General features: G+C 68.5%; 16 protein-coding genes. 2 read left to right on the top strand and 14 right to left on the bottom strand.

The window, feature by feature from the left end; all coding sequences use genetic code 11:
* Positions 1–35 precede the first annotated feature (35 nt).
* A complete protein-coding gene (locus EV668_RS22615) occupies positions 36–1,001 on the bottom strand; it encodes a Bug family tripartite tricarboxylate transporter substrate binding protein (protein ID WP_208111611.1) in 966 nt (321 codons plus the stop codon).
* Positions 1,002–1,239: 238 nt separating this feature from the next.
* Between EV668_RS22615 and EV668_RS22610 the strand changes: the two genes are divergently transcribed.
* A complete protein-coding gene (locus EV668_RS22610; RefSeq protein ID WP_133774454.1) occupies positions 1,240–1,512 on the top strand; it encodes a hypothetical protein in 273 nt (90 codons plus the stop codon).
* A gap of 15 nt (positions 1,513–1,527) precedes the next feature.
* Here the strand turns inward: EV668_RS22610 and zapE are convergent, their stop codons facing one another.
* The 13 genes from zapE to EV668_RS22545 all read right to left on the bottom strand — a co-directional run bounded on the left by zapE (position 1,528) and on the right by EV668_RS22545 (position 11,803).
* Positions 1,528–2,709 carry a cell division protein ZapE gene (gene zapE / locus EV668_RS22605; RefSeq protein ID WP_133774452.1) on the bottom strand — a complete coding sequence of 394 codons (1,182 nt, stop codon included), beginning with the start codon at positions 2,707–2,709 and terminating at the stop codon, positions 1,528–1,530.
* 77 nt (positions 2,710–2,786) lie between these two features.
* Positions 2,787–3,419, bottom strand: coding sequence for an AprI/Inh family metalloprotease inhibitor (locus EV668_RS22600; RefSeq protein ID WP_133774450.1), 633 nt, complete (start codon positions 3,417–3,419; stop codon positions 2,787–2,789).
* Positions 3,420–3,504: 85 nt separating this feature from the next.
* Positions 3,505–4,389 carry an SGNH/GDSL hydrolase family protein gene (locus tag EV668_RS22595; RefSeq protein ID WP_133774448.1) on the bottom strand — a complete coding sequence of 295 codons (885 nt, stop codon included), beginning with the start codon at positions 4,387–4,389 and terminating at the stop codon, positions 3,505–3,507.
* The gene (locus EV668_RS22590; RefSeq protein WP_133774446.1) at positions 4,326–5,432 is read right to left on the bottom strand and encodes an OpgC family protein; all 1,107 of its coding nucleotides are present in this window, start codon (positions 5,430–5,432) and stop codon (positions 4,326–4,328) included. The genes EV668_RS22595 and EV668_RS22590 overlap by 64 nt, the downstream gene beginning before the upstream one ends.
* Before the next feature lie 102 nt (positions 5,433–5,534).
* Complete coding sequence (locus EV668_RS22585; protein ID WP_133774443.1) at positions 5,535–6,317, bottom strand: succinate dehydrogenase iron-sulfur subunit; 783 nt, start codon at positions 6,315–6,317, stop codon at positions 5,535–5,537.
* On the bottom strand, positions 6,310–6,702 hold the full coding sequence (locus EV668_RS22580) for a DUF5615 family PIN-like protein (RefSeq protein ID WP_133774441.1): 393 nt from the start codon (positions 6,700–6,702) through the stop codon (positions 6,310–6,312). The genes EV668_RS22585 and EV668_RS22580 overlap by 8 nt, the downstream gene beginning before the upstream one ends.
* A complete protein-coding gene (locus EV668_RS22575; protein WP_133774439.1) occupies positions 6,699–6,944 on the bottom strand; it encodes a DUF433 domain-containing protein in 246 nt (81 codons plus the stop codon). Before EV668_RS22575 ends, EV668_RS22580 begins: the two co-directional genes overlap by 4 nt.
* Positions 6,945–6,969: 25 nt before the next feature.
* Positions 6,970–7,461 (bottom strand): hypothetical protein, encoded by a 492-nt coding sequence (locus EV668_RS22570; RefSeq protein ID WP_133774437.1) that lies wholly within the window; start codon positions 7,459–7,461, stop codon positions 6,970–6,972.
* Positions 7,462–7,487: 26 nt separating this feature from the next.
* Positions 7,488–7,706 carry a hypothetical protein gene (locus EV668_RS22565; RefSeq protein WP_133774435.1) on the bottom strand — a complete coding sequence of 73 codons (219 nt, stop codon included), beginning with the start codon at positions 7,704–7,706 and terminating at the stop codon, positions 7,488–7,490.
* Positions 7,707–7,730: 24 nt separating this feature from the next.
* On the bottom strand, positions 7,731–9,584 hold the full coding sequence (sdhA, locus tag EV668_RS22560) for a succinate dehydrogenase flavoprotein subunit (RefSeq protein ID WP_133774433.1): 1,854 nt from the start codon (positions 9,582–9,584) through the stop codon (positions 7,731–7,733).
* A gap of 12 nt (positions 9,585–9,596) precedes the next feature.
* Positions 9,597–10,007: a succinate dehydrogenase, hydrophobic membrane anchor protein gene (sdhD, locus tag EV668_RS22555; RefSeq protein ID WP_133774431.1), complete on the bottom strand. Its 411-nt coding sequence runs from the start codon at positions 10,005–10,007 to the stop codon at positions 9,597–9,599.
* Positions 10,008–10,017: 10 nt separating this feature from the next.
* Positions 10,018–10,416: a succinate dehydrogenase, cytochrome b556 subunit gene (sdhC, locus tag EV668_RS22550; RefSeq protein ID WP_133774429.1), complete on the bottom strand. Its 399-nt coding sequence runs from the start codon at positions 10,414–10,416 to the stop codon at positions 10,018–10,020.
* 100 nt (positions 10,417–10,516) lie between these two features.
* Complete coding sequence (locus EV668_RS22545) at positions 10,517–11,803, bottom strand: SLC13 family permease (RefSeq protein WP_133774427.1); 1,287 nt, start codon at positions 11,801–11,803, stop codon at positions 10,517–10,519.
* Between the two features lie 291 nt (positions 11,804–12,094).
* Between EV668_RS22545 and EV668_RS22540 the strand changes: the two genes are divergently transcribed.
* Complete coding sequence (locus EV668_RS22540) at positions 12,095–13,024, top strand: LysR family transcriptional regulator (RefSeq protein WP_133774425.1); 930 nt, start codon at positions 12,095–12,097, stop codon at positions 13,022–13,024.

Below are 13,024 nucleotides of genomic sequence, written 5' to 3'. Positions count from 1 at the left end.
AAAGCCGGCAGCGGCCCTGCCGGAGGCGCGCGGCTCTACTCGACCTTGGCGCCCGACAGGCGGACGATCTCGCCCCATTTGTCGATCTCGGAACCGAGATAGGCGCCGAACTCCTCCGGGCTGGACGGGCGGATGAAGGAGCCGAGCTGCGCGAAGCGCTCCTTGAGCTGCGGCACGTCGAGCGCCGCGACGACAGCGCGGTTGAGGCGGGTCACGACGGCGGGCGGTGTCCCTCGCGGGGCGAGGATGCCGTTCCAGGAGATCGCCTCGAAATCGGTCATCCCGGATTCGGACAGGGTCGGGATGTCCATCGCGATGCCGAGGCGCTCGCGCGATGTGATCCCGAGGGCCCGGACGCGGCCGTCGCGGACGTGCTGGAGGACCGATTGGGTCGTGTCGAACATGAGCTGGACATGGCCGGCGACGACGTCGGCGACGCCCGGCGCGCTGCCGCGATAGGGCACATGACGCATCTTGATGCCGGCCCGATGGGCGAAGTGCTCCGCCGCCAGATGGGGCGAGCCGCCGATGCCGGTCGACGCATAGTTCAACTCGCCCGGCTTGCTCTTGGCGAGCGCGATCAGCTCGTCGATCGTCTTCGCGGGCACGCTCGGATGGACCACGACGATGAGCGGGCTCTCGGTCAGGAGCGCGACCGGCACGAAGCTCGAGCGGATGTCGTAGTTGAGCTTCTTGAACAGGGTCGCGTTGATGGCGTGGGCCGTGGTGGCGATGCCGATCGTGTAGCCGTCCGGCTCGGCGGCCGCCGCCTGTTCGAGGCCGAGATTGGCACCGGCGCCGGGTCGGTTGTCGATGATCAGCCGCTGGCCGAGCGTGTTGGACATGTGCTCGGCGAACAGCCGCGCCGAGATGTCCGTCGATCCGCCGGGTGGATAGGGCACGATCACCTTGATCATCCGCGCCGGCCAGCTGTCGGCGCGCGACCGCACCGGCACGAGCGGCAGGAATCCGGCAGCAAGCAGCGCGCGGCGGTCGATCACGGGCATCCTCCCTATTTTTTGTCAGGATGCTCGGCTCGGTCCGTGCTGTCGAGGACGATCGCCGCCCAGAGAGGGCCCGGGGCGCCTGAAATCTGCGAAAACGGGATCGATCGCGGCGGCCCGTTTCTGGTGGCGGAACGGAGGCGGGCCGGCCCGGTCCGACCGCGCGAACAAAACCCGCCGCAGGTCATTGTCCCTCCGAATCGACGGCCGGTCCTGTGAAGGGAGAGACGTGACCATGATGCGATCCGTGATCGCGGCCGCGGCGCTGACTGTTCTGGCAGCTCCCGTGGTCGCGCAGACGACGATCGATCCGGATACCGGAAAGGCGCCGCCCGGTGCGAGCGTCGCGCCGGGGAAGGAATCGACGATCGACGCCCGCCGGCCGAACACGACCGGCTCGGTGAGCCCCGAGGGCACCGATGCCAAGACGCCGGATGCGGGCCCTGCGGCAGCGCAGCCGCCTTCGCCTCCGGGCAAGGGCGGCGCGACGCGCGGCCAGCCGCGCTGACCGCGCGAGGAGCGTCTACGTCTCGACGAGCCCGGTCGTGCTGCCCGTGACTGTCTCGGCGCGCGCCGTCGCCCAGTAGCTGCGCGAGTTCATCTCGTGCAGCCGCGAGGCCGTCCGGGCGAATTCGAAGGTCTCGGCCCCCGCCCGGCCCTCGTACAGCGCATCCGGAGGCGTGGCGGCGGATGCGACCAGCCGGCTGTGGCGCTCGTAGAGTACGTCGATCAGCATGATGAAGCGTCGTGCCTCGTTCCGCCGCTCGAAGGCGAGGCGCGGAATGTCGTCGACGAAAATGGTGTGGTAGGCCCGCGCGATGGCGAGGAAATCGCTGGCCGCGAGCGGCTTGCTGCACAGGTCCTCGAAGCGGAACCGGGCGACGCCGCCGACCTGCGCCGGAACCTCGACCGGATGCCCATAGACGGTCAGCGTCGCGGGGGCGGTGGCCGCCCCGCCCGTCAGGCGGCGGAAGAGTTCGTCCATGCCCCGCCGCGCCTCGTCGTCGATCGGCGTGAAGAAGACCGGGCTGTCGCCGACCTTCTCCATCCGGAAATCGGTCCGCGAGCGCAGGTTCAGAACCTCCGTCCGCTCCGAGAGAAGCTTGATGAAGGGCAGGAACAGGGCCCGGTTCAGGCCGTCCTTGTAGAGTCCGTCCGGCGGCACGTTCGAGGTGGCGACGACGACGACGCCGCGCTCGAACAGCGCCGTGAAGAGACGCCCGAGGATCATCGCATCCGCGATGTCGGTGACGGCGAATTCATCGAAGCACAGGATGCGGGCCTCGTCCGCCAGCGCGGCGGCCACGGGGCGGATCGGATCGTCGCCCGAGACCTCGCCGGCCTTCAGCTTCTCGCGCCAGGCATGGATGCGCTCGTGGACGTCGGCCATGTAGGCGTGGAAATGGGCCCTCCGCTTCGAGGAGCCCGGCAGGGACTCGTAGAACAGGTCCATGAGCATGGTCTTGCCGCGGCCGACCTCGCCCCAGACATAGAGGCCGCGGGGCGGCGGATCGCCCTTGGGTTCGCCGAACAGCTTCCCGAGAAGGCCGGACCGGCGGGGACGCAGGTTGCCGCGGCTGACGATCTCGACCGCCAGCGCGTCGAGGCGCTCGACGGCTGCGAGCTGCGCCTCGTCGCGCTCGACGGCACCGGAGGCGACGAGCGCATCGTAGCGCGCGCGCACAGTCTGCAGGGGCTTCGACAAAGGGGCTCGTCCTCGTCACCGCCCGCAACGCGCGGCGGTGTTCCTCGCAACCGTCGGCCCGTCCGGGCCGACCCGGCTCATCCGCGCGTCATGGAGAGGGGAGCGCCCGACTTGGCGAGGACACCCGTCAAGCCGCCGCCACCGGGGCGCAGGCGCGCCGCGACCGCGCCGCCGGGCTGGAACAGATAGATCTCGCCGTCGCGGAAGTCCCACGCCGTCACGCGGCCGAGTTCCTTGTTCGAGCAGCCGCCGGCCGATGCCCGGTAAAGGTCGAGCGACGGCGTGCTCGACAGGGTCACGCGGCAGGAGCCCGAGGCCTCCTTCGCGGTCCAGCTGCCGATGGCGGAGGACCGGGTCGTCGGGGAGGAGGCGAAGCCGCCACCGCCGCCCATGGTCGGGACGGGTTGCGAGGAGCCGGGCATCGGCGTCACTTCTCCGCCCCCGCCGAGGGTGGCGACGCCGCCCGGCGGCGGCCCCAGCGGCTCCTCGGTGACCGAGCCCGAGGGAACCGACGGCGCCACGGCATCGGGCGCGTAGTGCGGAGCCTGCACCGACCGGGGCGTGGATGCCGAGCCGAATCCGCCGAACCGACCGGATTGGCAGCCGGCGAGCGTGAGCGAGCAGCCGAGGACGACGAGCGTCAGGACGCTCCGTCGGATCGGGTGAACGGCGTCGAACCTCTGTATCACCTTGCGCCTCTCGAACCTCATCGTCGGCCGCCTCGCGGCACCAGGGAGCCCGAAGCTCCCGATCGTCATGCGTCGCCCCCGATCGCCAGTTCCGGCGACGACGTCCCTAGCCCCTCTTCTTGGCGAACTTCCCTTTCAGGAAAGCGCTCACCACCATGGCCCGGGCGATGTGTTCGGCCATGCAGCGATAGCCGAGATCATTGGCGTGAAGCCCGTCCGGCGAGGTCAGTTCCCCTCGTTTCGCCTTCTCGATGAATTCCATGGCCTCGTAGCGCCGGATCAGGAGAACCCCTTCCGATGCCGCGAGATCGCGCAGCGCGATGCGGATCGCCGTGTAATGGGGATCCTTGCTGACGATCAGGGTGTATTGAAGGCCGACGAGGACGGTGTCCACCTCCCGTTCCTTGAGCCAGCGCAGAGTTTCGCCGACCGTTGCCCGGAAGTCATCGACCGGGATGTGCATCAAGGCGTCGTTCGTGCCGACCTGCCACAACACCAGATCCGGCTTCTCGAGCCCGACCAGGGTCTTCAGCCGATCGGCGGTCGCCGCCGCAGCCTCGCCCGAAACGCCACGGTTGATGATGACGACCTCGAGGCCCTTGAACGTCTTCTCGAGGATCGCTTCGAGCTGGGAGGGATAGTTGTGGGACGGGGTGCTGGCGCCGAGCCCGGCCGTCGAGGACGATCCGATCGCAAGGACGCGGATCGGCCGACGCTCGCGGAGCGCGGCCTGCAGATGCGGAAGGGGCTCCGGCGTGGCGATGTCGGATGTGGGGACATCGCAGGCCGCGCTGAGGGCGACGACCGGCGGCGGAGGCTCGGGCGGTTCCGGCAGCCCCGGCAGGTCGGGCGCCGGGCCGCCATCGGCCTTCGGTGCGTCGTCTCGCGTCTGAGCGGAGCCCGGCGTCGCCGCCGCGATCCCGAGTATCAGGAGCGCGACGGCGAGCCAGAGGCCGATCGCCTCAGCCGTTCGCGCAACTCGGACAGCCATGCCACAAATCCCAGTATTGCAAGTCCACCTCCTAGCACGCAGGCATCCGCCCAAAAACTCCCTTCCGCTGCGACACGAACGAGTTGTCCGAAGAGGCTGAGCAGGGAGCCGACGCAGAACACGTTGAGCGAATTGCGGCCCAGCATGGACATGTACCGCGCCACGGGGCCGGCGAACCGCAGGATCCAGCGGAAGCTCCCCGCGAACGCGGCGGCGAGGGCGAGGAAGTGGAGGAGCCGGAGCGGGGATTGATAGCTCTTGTCGTCGATGAAGAGGAGCTTCGGCTCGGGAACGCGCGTCGGATCGGGCTGAAAGCCCGTGAGGGCGGCCCAGACCCCGAACACAAGGATCGCGACGGACAGGGGCTTCAGCCAGCGAAGGTTCGTGCGGACGACGCCTCCGAGCCGGTCCCGGCCCGCCATCTCGAAGCCGAGGACGAAGATCAGTTGCCAGGCGAAGGGGTTGAAGAACCACATCCCCTCGGTCGGCCAGGTGGGCAGGTTGATGCGGAACGTCAGGGTGATCAGGTAGATGAGGACGGAGAGCGGCAGCAGGGCGCCCGGCATCAGCCGGTGCACGATCGCCATGAGGGGAGCGCCCGCCATCAGCACGACGTAGAGCGGCAGGATGTTGAAGAAGCCGAGTTGGTGGGTCAGGAGCACCAGCCCGACATGGGTCGGCACCGGGTCCTGGAAGACGGCGGCCGCATGGTGCCATTCGAGAATGAGCGGATTCTCGAACCAGATCGCCGCCGCGGCGATCAGGCCGATCGCGAGCATGGTGATCAGGATCTGGGCGGCATAGATCGTCACGGCCCGCGCCCCGAGACGCAGCACGAGGCGGGGCAGTCCGAGCGGCTCGTTCGCGTTCGAGGCGACGTGCCGCAGCGCCCATCCGGCCAGGAACACGAAGAGTTCCGCCGAGTCGGACAGGCCGTAATTCCGGTGCGTCGTCCCCTCGAAGGCGAAGCCCGGAATGTGGTTGATGAAGATCGAGACGAGGGCAAGCCCGCGCCAGAAATCGATCTCGTTCGCGGACCTCATAGCCGCCTTCGATCAGATTCCGGCGGGAATTTGAAGTCTCCGGGTCGCCGCGGCGACGACACCGTCCTGTGCCGTCCCGCAGCCCGCCAACGGCTTTGGCGGCTAGATCGCCCGCTGCACCATCATCTTCTTGATCTCGGCGATGGCCTTGGCGGGGTTCAGGCCCTTCGGGCAGGCATTGGCGCAGTTCATGATCGTGTGGCAGCGATAGAGCCGGAAGGGATCGTGCAGGTTGTCGAGCCGGTCGCCGGTGGCCTCGTCGCGGCTGTCGTTCAGCCAGCGATAGGCCTGGAGAAGGGCGGCCGGGCCGAGGAAGCGGTCGCCGTTCCACCAATAGCTCGGGCAGGAGGTCGTGCAGCAGGCGCACAGGATGCACTCGTAGAGCCCGTCGAGCTTCGAGCGGTCCTGCGGCGTCTGCCGCCATTCGGTGCCGGGCGCGGGCGTGTCGGTGTGCAGCCAGGGCTCTATCGAGGCGTGCTGCGCGTAGAAGGTCGTCAGGTCCGGCACGAGATCCTTCACCACCGGCATATGCGGCAGCGGATAGATCTTCACGACGTCGCCCTTGCATTCGTCGATGCCGAGCGTGCAGGCGAGCGTGTTCTGGCCCTGGATGTTCATGGCGCAGGAGCCGCAGATGCCCTCGCGGCAGGAGCGACGCAGGGTCAGCGTCGGATCGACCTTGTTCTTGATCCAGAGCAGGGCGTCGAGCACCATCGGCCCGCAATCGTCGCGGTCGACGAAATAGGTGTCGATCTGCGGGTTCTTCCCGTCATCTGGGTTCCAGCGATAGATGCGGAACTCCGTGATGCGCTTGGCCCCCTCGGGCTTCGGCCAGGACTTGCCCTCGCTGTAGCGGGAGTTCTTCGGGAGGGTGAATTCAGCCATCAGATGGGTCCGTCGATGAAGTGGATTGCTGACCGCGCCGCATCCGGGAACGGTCCTTGTCGATCGTGAGGACGGCACCGCCGGCGAGCGCTCCGCCAGCCTCGCGGAGGGCCGCGAGAACCGCCTGGCCAACCTCCGCGGGGTCGACATTGCCGCAGCGCAGCTGAACGACCGATGGAGCGGTCAATCGCCCTCTCACGACGGCCTCGCCGAAATCCAGGTCGGCCGTCAGGATGACGCGGCTGTCCTCGCCCGCGCGCGTCAAGATCTCTTCGTCGCGAGCATGGCGTGGACCGAGGTCCTGCCAATGGACGGCGTCATGACCGTCGGATCTCAGCACGTCGGTCCAGACTGGGGAGAGATTCATGTCGACCACGAACCTCATGCCGCGTGGTCGAGGACGGTTTCGTCCCGGGATGCCAGCCGCGCCGCAAAGCTCAGCGATTCCAGGATGTCCTCCCGCTCGAGATACGGATACAGGTCGAGCAGGCGCTCGATCGTCACTCCCTCGCCGAGGTTGCCGAGGATCATCCCGACCGTGACGCGCATTCCCCGGATGCAGGGTTTGCCGGCCATGGTCTCGGGATCGACCGTGATGCGGGGGAAGCCCACGAAGCTGCGTGTCATCTCACGTCCCTCCGCCGCCATCCTATCATATCGTCGTGCGCCGGAAGCCGCGGGCCGTCAGGAAGCCGGCGAGGGCGGCGGCGAGCTGAAGGGCGGCGAACTGACGGATCACGGAGACCGTCTCGGCCGAGAAATCGTGCGTGACCTGAACGCCGGTGCAGGAAAACACGCCGAAGAGGAACAGGATGCCGAGCAAGCCCAGCGTCACCGGCCGGACGTTCATCAGGATCAGCCCGACGATCCCGCCGAAGACGTAGCCCTGGAACCAGCACGCCGCGACAGCCATCACGGCACCGGTCGACCAGAGCCGAGCCTCCTCGAAGAGAGGCTGGGAGACCGGCGGCTCCTCCCCAGTGCGCAGGGCTTCGATGAGATGGCCGGCGATCTCGCGCGCATCCTGAAAGGCCCGCATCACGTCCGTGCCGGGCGGGAACAGCTCCGAGCGCGCCTCGTGCAGCACATACGGCACCGCGAGAGCGGTGACGGCCGCGAGGAGGAGAAGGAGGAGGAAGCGCATGGATCGTCGCCGGGCTCATGAGGCGATCACAGTTTCTTGCGGCTGGTGCAGGTCTCGACGGACCCTCCCGGCAGCCGCATGACATAGACGTACAACGTGTCGTTCGCGCCGAAATCCATGACGTAGCTGTCCGCGACCTTCGCGCCGCGCGCGAGCAGGTCCGGGCATTCGGCCGCCCGGGCGGCCGATGTCGCGGCCGCCACGAGGGCGATCGCCGCTAGAACGGACTTCGACGTTTCAATCATCGTCGCAGCACGCGGCACCGTCGCTTAGTAAACCCGCGCCTTCGGCTCGATATACGCGATGTCGTTGGACATCGTGTAGGTGTGCACCGGGCGGTAGTCGATGTTCACCTCGTGCTTGTCCTCGTCGACCCAGGCGAGGGTGTGCTTCATCCACTCCTGGTCGTCGCGGTCGGGGAAGTCCTCGCGGGCATGGGCGCCGCGGCTCTCGGTGCGGTTGGCGGCGCTGTTCATGGTGACGACCGCCTGGACGATCAGGTTGTCGAATTCCAGCGTCTCGATCAGGTCGGAGTTCCACACCAGCGAGCGGTCGGTGACGCCGATATCCTCCTTGCCGCGCCAGACATCGCCGATGAGCTTCCTGCCTTCTTCCAGCACCTCGCCGGTACGGAAGACGGCGCAGTTGTTCTGCATCGTGCGCTGCATCTGGTCGCGCAGGACCGCCGTCGGCGTGCCGCCATTCGCATAGCGGGCCTTGTCGAGCCGCGAGAGGGCGAGATCCGCCGAGTCCTTCGGCAGTTCGGGCAGGCGCGCGCCCTTCTCGACGATCTCGGCGCAGCGCAGGCCGGCGGCGCGGCCGAAGACCACGAGGTCGATGAGCGAGTTCGAGCCGAGCCGGTTCGCTCCGTGGACCGAGACGCAGGCCGCCTCGCCGAGGGCCATCAGGCCGGGCACGATCTGGTCGGGGTTGCCGCCCTTCAGCGTGACGACCTCGCCGTGATAGTTCGTCTGGATGCCGCCCATGTTGTAGTGGACGGTCGGCAGGACCGGGATCGGCTCCTTGGTGACGTCGACGCCTGCGAAGATCTTCGCGCTCTCCGAGATGCCGGGCAGTCGCTCGTGCAGGATCTTCGGGTCGAGATGGTCGAGATGCAGGAAGATGTGGTCCTTGTCCTTGCCGACGCCGCGGCCGGCGCGGATCTCCATCGTCATCGAGCGTGAGACGACGTCGCGCGAGGCGAGGTCCTTCGCCGAGGGGGCGTAGCGCTCCATGAAGCGCTCGCCTTCGCCGTTGGTGAGGTAGCCGCCCTCGCCGCGCGCGCCTTCCGTGATGAGGCAGCCCGCGCCGTAGATGCCGGTCGGGTGGAACTGCACGAACTCCATGTCCTGGAGCGGCAGCCCGGCCCGCAGCACCATGGCGTTGCCGTCGCCGGTGCAGGTATGGGCGGAGGTCGCCGAGAAATAGGCCCGGCCGTAGCCGCCCGTCGCGAGGATGGTCATCGCGGCGCGGAAGCGGTGGATCTGGCCGGTCGCCATGTCCATGGCGACGACGCCGCGGCAGCGCCCTTCCTCGTCCATGATGAGGTCGAGGGCGAAGTATTCGATGAAGAAGTTCGTCTGGTGCCGCACGGCCTGGCCGTAGAGCGTGTGCAGCATGGCGTGGCCGGTCCGGTCGGCGGCCGCGCAGGTGCGCTGCGCCGCCGGGCCGTTGCCGAAATTCGTGGTCATGCCGCCGAAGGGGCGCTGATAGATGCGTCCGTCATCGGTGCGCGAGAAGGGCACGCCCCAATGCTCGAGCTCGTAGACGGCGGCCGGCGCGTTGCGGACGAGGTATTCGATCGCGTCCTGGTCCCCGAGCCAGTCCGACCCCTTCACGGTGTCGTACATGTGCCATTGCCACTTGTCCTCGCCCATATTGCCGAGCGAGGCGGCGACGCCGCCCTGGGCGGCGACGGTGTGCGAGCGGGTCGGGAAGACCTTCGTGATGCAGGCGGTGCGCAGCCCCGCCTCGGAGCAGCCGACCGTGGCGCGCAGCCCGGCGCCGCCGGCACCGACGATGATCACGTCGAAGGAATGGTCGATGATCGGGTAGGCGTCGCCGTTGATCTTCGGAGCGGCGGCCCCGTTGGCGCCGTTCGGCGCGGTTCCGTTGGTGGCCATCGGGCGGGTCCTTTAGAGCGGCAGCGCGCGGAGGAGGCTGACCTTGACGATCGCGAAGAGGCAGATGCCGGCGATCAGCACCGCGAAGAAGGTGTTGGCGAGATTGGCGGCGAGCTTCAGGCCCTCGTCATGGACGTAGTCCTCGATGACGACCTGCAGGCCGAGGCGCATGTGATAGGTCACGGAGACGACGAGCAGGGCGAGCAGCACCGCGACGACGGGATGCGAGACGATCAGCACCGCCTCGGGCCAGGGCCGGCCGGCTGCGCTCGCCATGATGATGATGAAGCAGAATCCGAGCAGGATGTTGGCGATCGCGGTGACGCGCGCGGCCCACCAGTGCTCGACGCCGTGGTGAGCGGCCCCGAGGCCGCGGACGCGGGAGCGATCGGTACGGATGGAGCGGGGTTTCGTATCGGCCATGACGCCCTCCTCAGCGCATCACGAGCGCGATCACCCACAGGGCGACCGTGACGATGGGGGACAGGACGAGCGTCATCTTGGCCATCCGCATGCGGGTCTCGAATTCGAAGCCGCGTCCGGTGTCCCAGATCAGATGCCGGATGCCGCCGAGCATGTGGTGCATCAGCGCCCAGGTGTAGCCGAACATGACGAGCAGCCCGATCGGCGAGCCGAAGAACCACGACACGCGGTCGTAGGCGGCCGGGCCCGAAGCCAGGGCCAGCAGCCAGATCGCGACGAGAGCCGTCCCGAAATAGAGCGCGCAGCCGGTGGCGCGGTGGAAGATCGACATCGCCATGGTCCAGGTCCAGCGATAGACCTGCAGATGCGGCGAAAGGGGTCGTGCGGCTTGAGCCTTGGCGTCGGCCATCAGGCGCTCCGGTAAGCGGGCGGGAGGGATTGTTTGGAACGGTTCCTAGCTCGTCGACCGCGCTGCGGCAACGCGCCTTGTTGCAGAGGTGCCCTGACCGTCACGGCAGCCTCCCGAGAAGCCGCCACCAGCCATAGGCGAGCGGCGCCACGATCAGCAGCGAGGCGATGCCGAACGGGATCGTGAGCCGTGCGGCGGATGCGATCCGCACGCCGCCGAGCTCGGCGGCGACGAAGATGGGCGGAGCCTGGTAGGGCAGGAACACGGTGGAAAAGCCGATCACCTGCGCCATGAGGACGTCGGTGAGGCCGAAGCCGCTTGCGGCGGAGAGATCGCCTGCGAGCGCCGTGTAGAGGGCGGGTGCCCCGTTCGCCGTGGTGGCGAGGGTCAGCGCCGCGGCGATGCCGACGAGGGTCGCGAAGTTGCGGGCCGTCGCGCCCGGCTCGAACGGAGCGATCGCGATGAGCGCCCGGCCCAAGGACGCGCCGGCCCCCGTTTCGACCAGGACCGCGACCACGCCGAGGATCGCCGCGATGTAGAAGCAGGTGCGAAGGCTGATCGTGGCAAAGGCCTCCGCCGGCAGGACGCCGACCCGCGGCAACATGCAGATCACGGCCGCCCCGAGGCCGATCCAGGCCGGCTGGATGCCGTGGAGACTGTCCGTGACCCAGAGCGCCAGGGTCGCGGCGAGAACGACCGAAAGGCGCTTCTCCTCGGCCGACATCGCTGCGGGCGCGCCGCCGGCGGCCGGAGCCGTCCGGGAGAGCCGGTCCGGAAAGAGGAGGCAGATGCAGGCGATCAGGACGAGCCCCTTCACCAGCGCGAGGACGGGGGCGTGGAGCAGGAGGTAGGGCAGGTACGAGAGATGGATGCCGTGCACCGTCTCCGCGGCGCCCGCCATCACGAGATTGGGGACGTTGGCCGGCAGGATCGCGGCGGAGAGGATCGGGGTCGCGACGCCGACGGCGAGGACGGCCCCGATCCTGCCGGGCCGCCCCGCCTCGAGCCCCAGTTCGTCGGCGAGCGCCAGCACGATCGGCACGAGCAGCGCGATCCGGCCGAGATTGGACGGCATCACGAAGGCCAGGAGGAAGGACAGTGTCACGAGGCCGCCGATCAGGAGCGGATAGGAGCGCGATAGCGGCCGCGCGAGCATCCGCGCGAGACGGGCGCCGAGCCCCGTCCTGACCATCGCGACGCCGACGATCATCCCCGACAGCACCAGCCAGAAGGCCGAGGAGGCGAAGCCGGAGAAGATCGTCGCCGGCTTCGCGACGCCCGTCAGGGTCGCCGCGGCGAAGAAGCCGAGCGTCGTGACGATCTCCGGCAGGAGGGCCGTCGCCCACAGGACGATGCAGATCGCAGCGATGGCCGAGGCGGTCAGCATGTCGGGACCGCTTCCTGCCGGGGTCCCGACGCAATCTCGGCGAAATGCCGCCGCGCCTGCGCGCGAGGTTGCGCCGCCGGTCCGCACGGGTATTTTCGACAATTCGCCATCTGCGAAGGGAATGAACTCTCTTCTCCCCTAACGCAATTTGGAATTCGACTAGTATGCCTTCGCCGTTCGCGAAGGATCGGTCGCCGGGAGAAAAAATCGATGAACCGTCGGAGCCGCCGCGCGACGCAACACCTGGGAAAACAATCGGGCGCAGGCTGATCCCGCGCCGGAGAGTGCGTCATGCACTTCGATCTCGTTGATTTGAGCCTGTTCCGTCACGTCGTCGAGGCGGGATCGATCACGCGCGGGGCCGAGCGGGCCCATCTGGCGCTGGCGGCGGCATCGACCCGCATCCGTTCGATGGAGGACGGGATCGGAGCCAAGCTCCTGATCCGGAGCCGGCTCGGGGTCACGCCCACGGCCGCCGGCCGCACGCTTCTCACCCATGCGCGGACCATGCTCGGCCAGGCCGAGAAGCTGCGCGAGGATCTCGGCGCCTTCGCCGGCGGCCTCGCCGGCGAGATCAAGATCCTGTCGAACACGAACGCCCTGACGGGCTTCCTGCCGGACGTGCTCGGGACCTTCCTGACGCGCCATCCCAACATCTCGGTCGATCTCGAAGAGCGGCTGTCGGACGAGATCGTCGGCCTCGTCGCGGAGGGAGTCGCCGAGATCGGCGTCGTCGCGGGGACGGTCGAGACGGCGGGGCTCGAGACCTATCCGTTCCGGTCCGACCGGTTCGTCGTCGTCGTCGCCTCGGGCCATTCCCTTGCCGCGCGCCGTTCGGTCGCCTTCTCGGAGGTGATGGGGATGGATTTCGTCGGGCTCGACCGGGCCAGCGCGCTCCAGCGCTTCCTCGCCGTCAAGGCCGCGCGGGCGGGCCGCCCGCTGCGGCTGCGCGTCCAGCTCCGCAGCTTCGACGCCGTCTGCCGCATGGTCGAGGCCGGGGTGGGGATCGGCATCGTGCCCGAGACGACCGCCCGGCTCGCGCAGAAATCCTCCGATATCCGCGTCGTCACCCTCACCGATTCCTGGGCGGTGCGCGATCTCACCATCTGCCTGCGCAGCTATCGGGATCTCGCCCCGACCTCGCGGCTGCTCGTCGATCTCCTGCGGATGCAGGCGGTGCCGGCACCGGCGCCGGCGCTCCGCGGCCAGGCGGCGGGCTGA

It is taken from the genome of Enterovirga rhinocerotis, from assembly GCF_004363955.1.
Classification (GTDB): domain Bacteria; phylum Pseudomonadota; class Alphaproteobacteria; order Rhizobiales; family Beijerinckiaceae; genus Enterovirga; species Enterovirga rhinocerotis.
The sequence above is the reverse complement of the archived record's forward strand: the minus strand, read 5'-3'. Positions and strand labels throughout refer to the sequence as shown.

Excerpts from the sequence above, each read along its gene's own strand:
- EV668_RS22590 (WP_133774446.1), bottom strand. The coding sequence starts at position 5,432 with ATGAGGTCCGCGAACGAGATCGATTTCTGGCGCGGGCTTGCCCTCGTC.
- EV668_RS22610 (WP_133774454.1), top strand. The coding sequence starts at position 1,240 with ATGATGCGATCCGTGATCGCGGCCGCGGCGCTGACTGTTCTGGCAGCT.
- EV668_RS22545 (WP_133774427.1), bottom strand. The coding sequence starts at position 11,803 with ATGCTGACCGCCTCGGCCATCGCTGCGATCTGCATCGTCCTGTGGGCG.
- EV668_RS22595 (WP_133774448.1), bottom strand. The coding sequence starts at position 4,389 with ATGGCTGTCCGAGTTGCGCGAACGGCTGAGGCGATCGGCCTCTGGCTC.
- sdhD (WP_133774431.1), bottom strand. The coding sequence starts at position 10,007 with ATGGCCGATACGAAACCCCGCTCCATCCGTACCGATCGCTCCCGCGTC.
- EV668_RS22565 (WP_133774435.1), bottom strand. The coding sequence starts at position 7,706 with ATGATTGAAACGTCGAAGTCCGTTCTAGCGGCGATCGCCCTCGTGGCG.
- EV668_RS22540 (WP_133774425.1), top strand. The coding sequence starts at position 12,095 with ATGCACTTCGATCTCGTTGATTTGAGCCTGTTCCGTCACGTCGTCGAG.
- EV668_RS22575 (WP_133774439.1), bottom strand. The coding sequence starts at position 6,944 with ATGACACGCAGCTTCGTGGGCTTCCCCCGCATCACGGTCGATCCCGAG.
- EV668_RS22580 (WP_133774441.1), bottom strand. The coding sequence starts at position 6,702 with ATGAGGTTCGTGGTCGACATGAATCTCTCCCCAGTCTGGACCGACGTG.
- EV668_RS22585 (WP_133774443.1), bottom strand. The coding sequence starts at position 6,317 with ATGGCTGAATTCACCCTCCCGAAGAACTCCCGCTACAGCGAGGGCAAG.
- sdhA (WP_133774433.1), bottom strand. The coding sequence starts at position 9,584 with ATGGCCACCAACGGAACCGCGCCGAACGGCGCCAACGGGGCCGCCGCT.
- EV668_RS22600 (WP_133774450.1), bottom strand. The coding sequence starts at position 3,419 with ATGAGGTTCGAGAGGCGCAAGGTGATACAGAGGTTCGACGCCGTTCAC.
- sdhC (WP_133774429.1), bottom strand. The coding sequence starts at position 10,416 with ATGGCCGACGCCAAGGCTCAAGCCGCACGACCCCTTTCGCCGCATCTG.
- EV668_RS22570 (WP_133774437.1), bottom strand. The coding sequence starts at position 7,461 with ATGCGCTTCCTCCTCCTTCTCCTCCTCGCGGCCGTCACCGCTCTCGCG.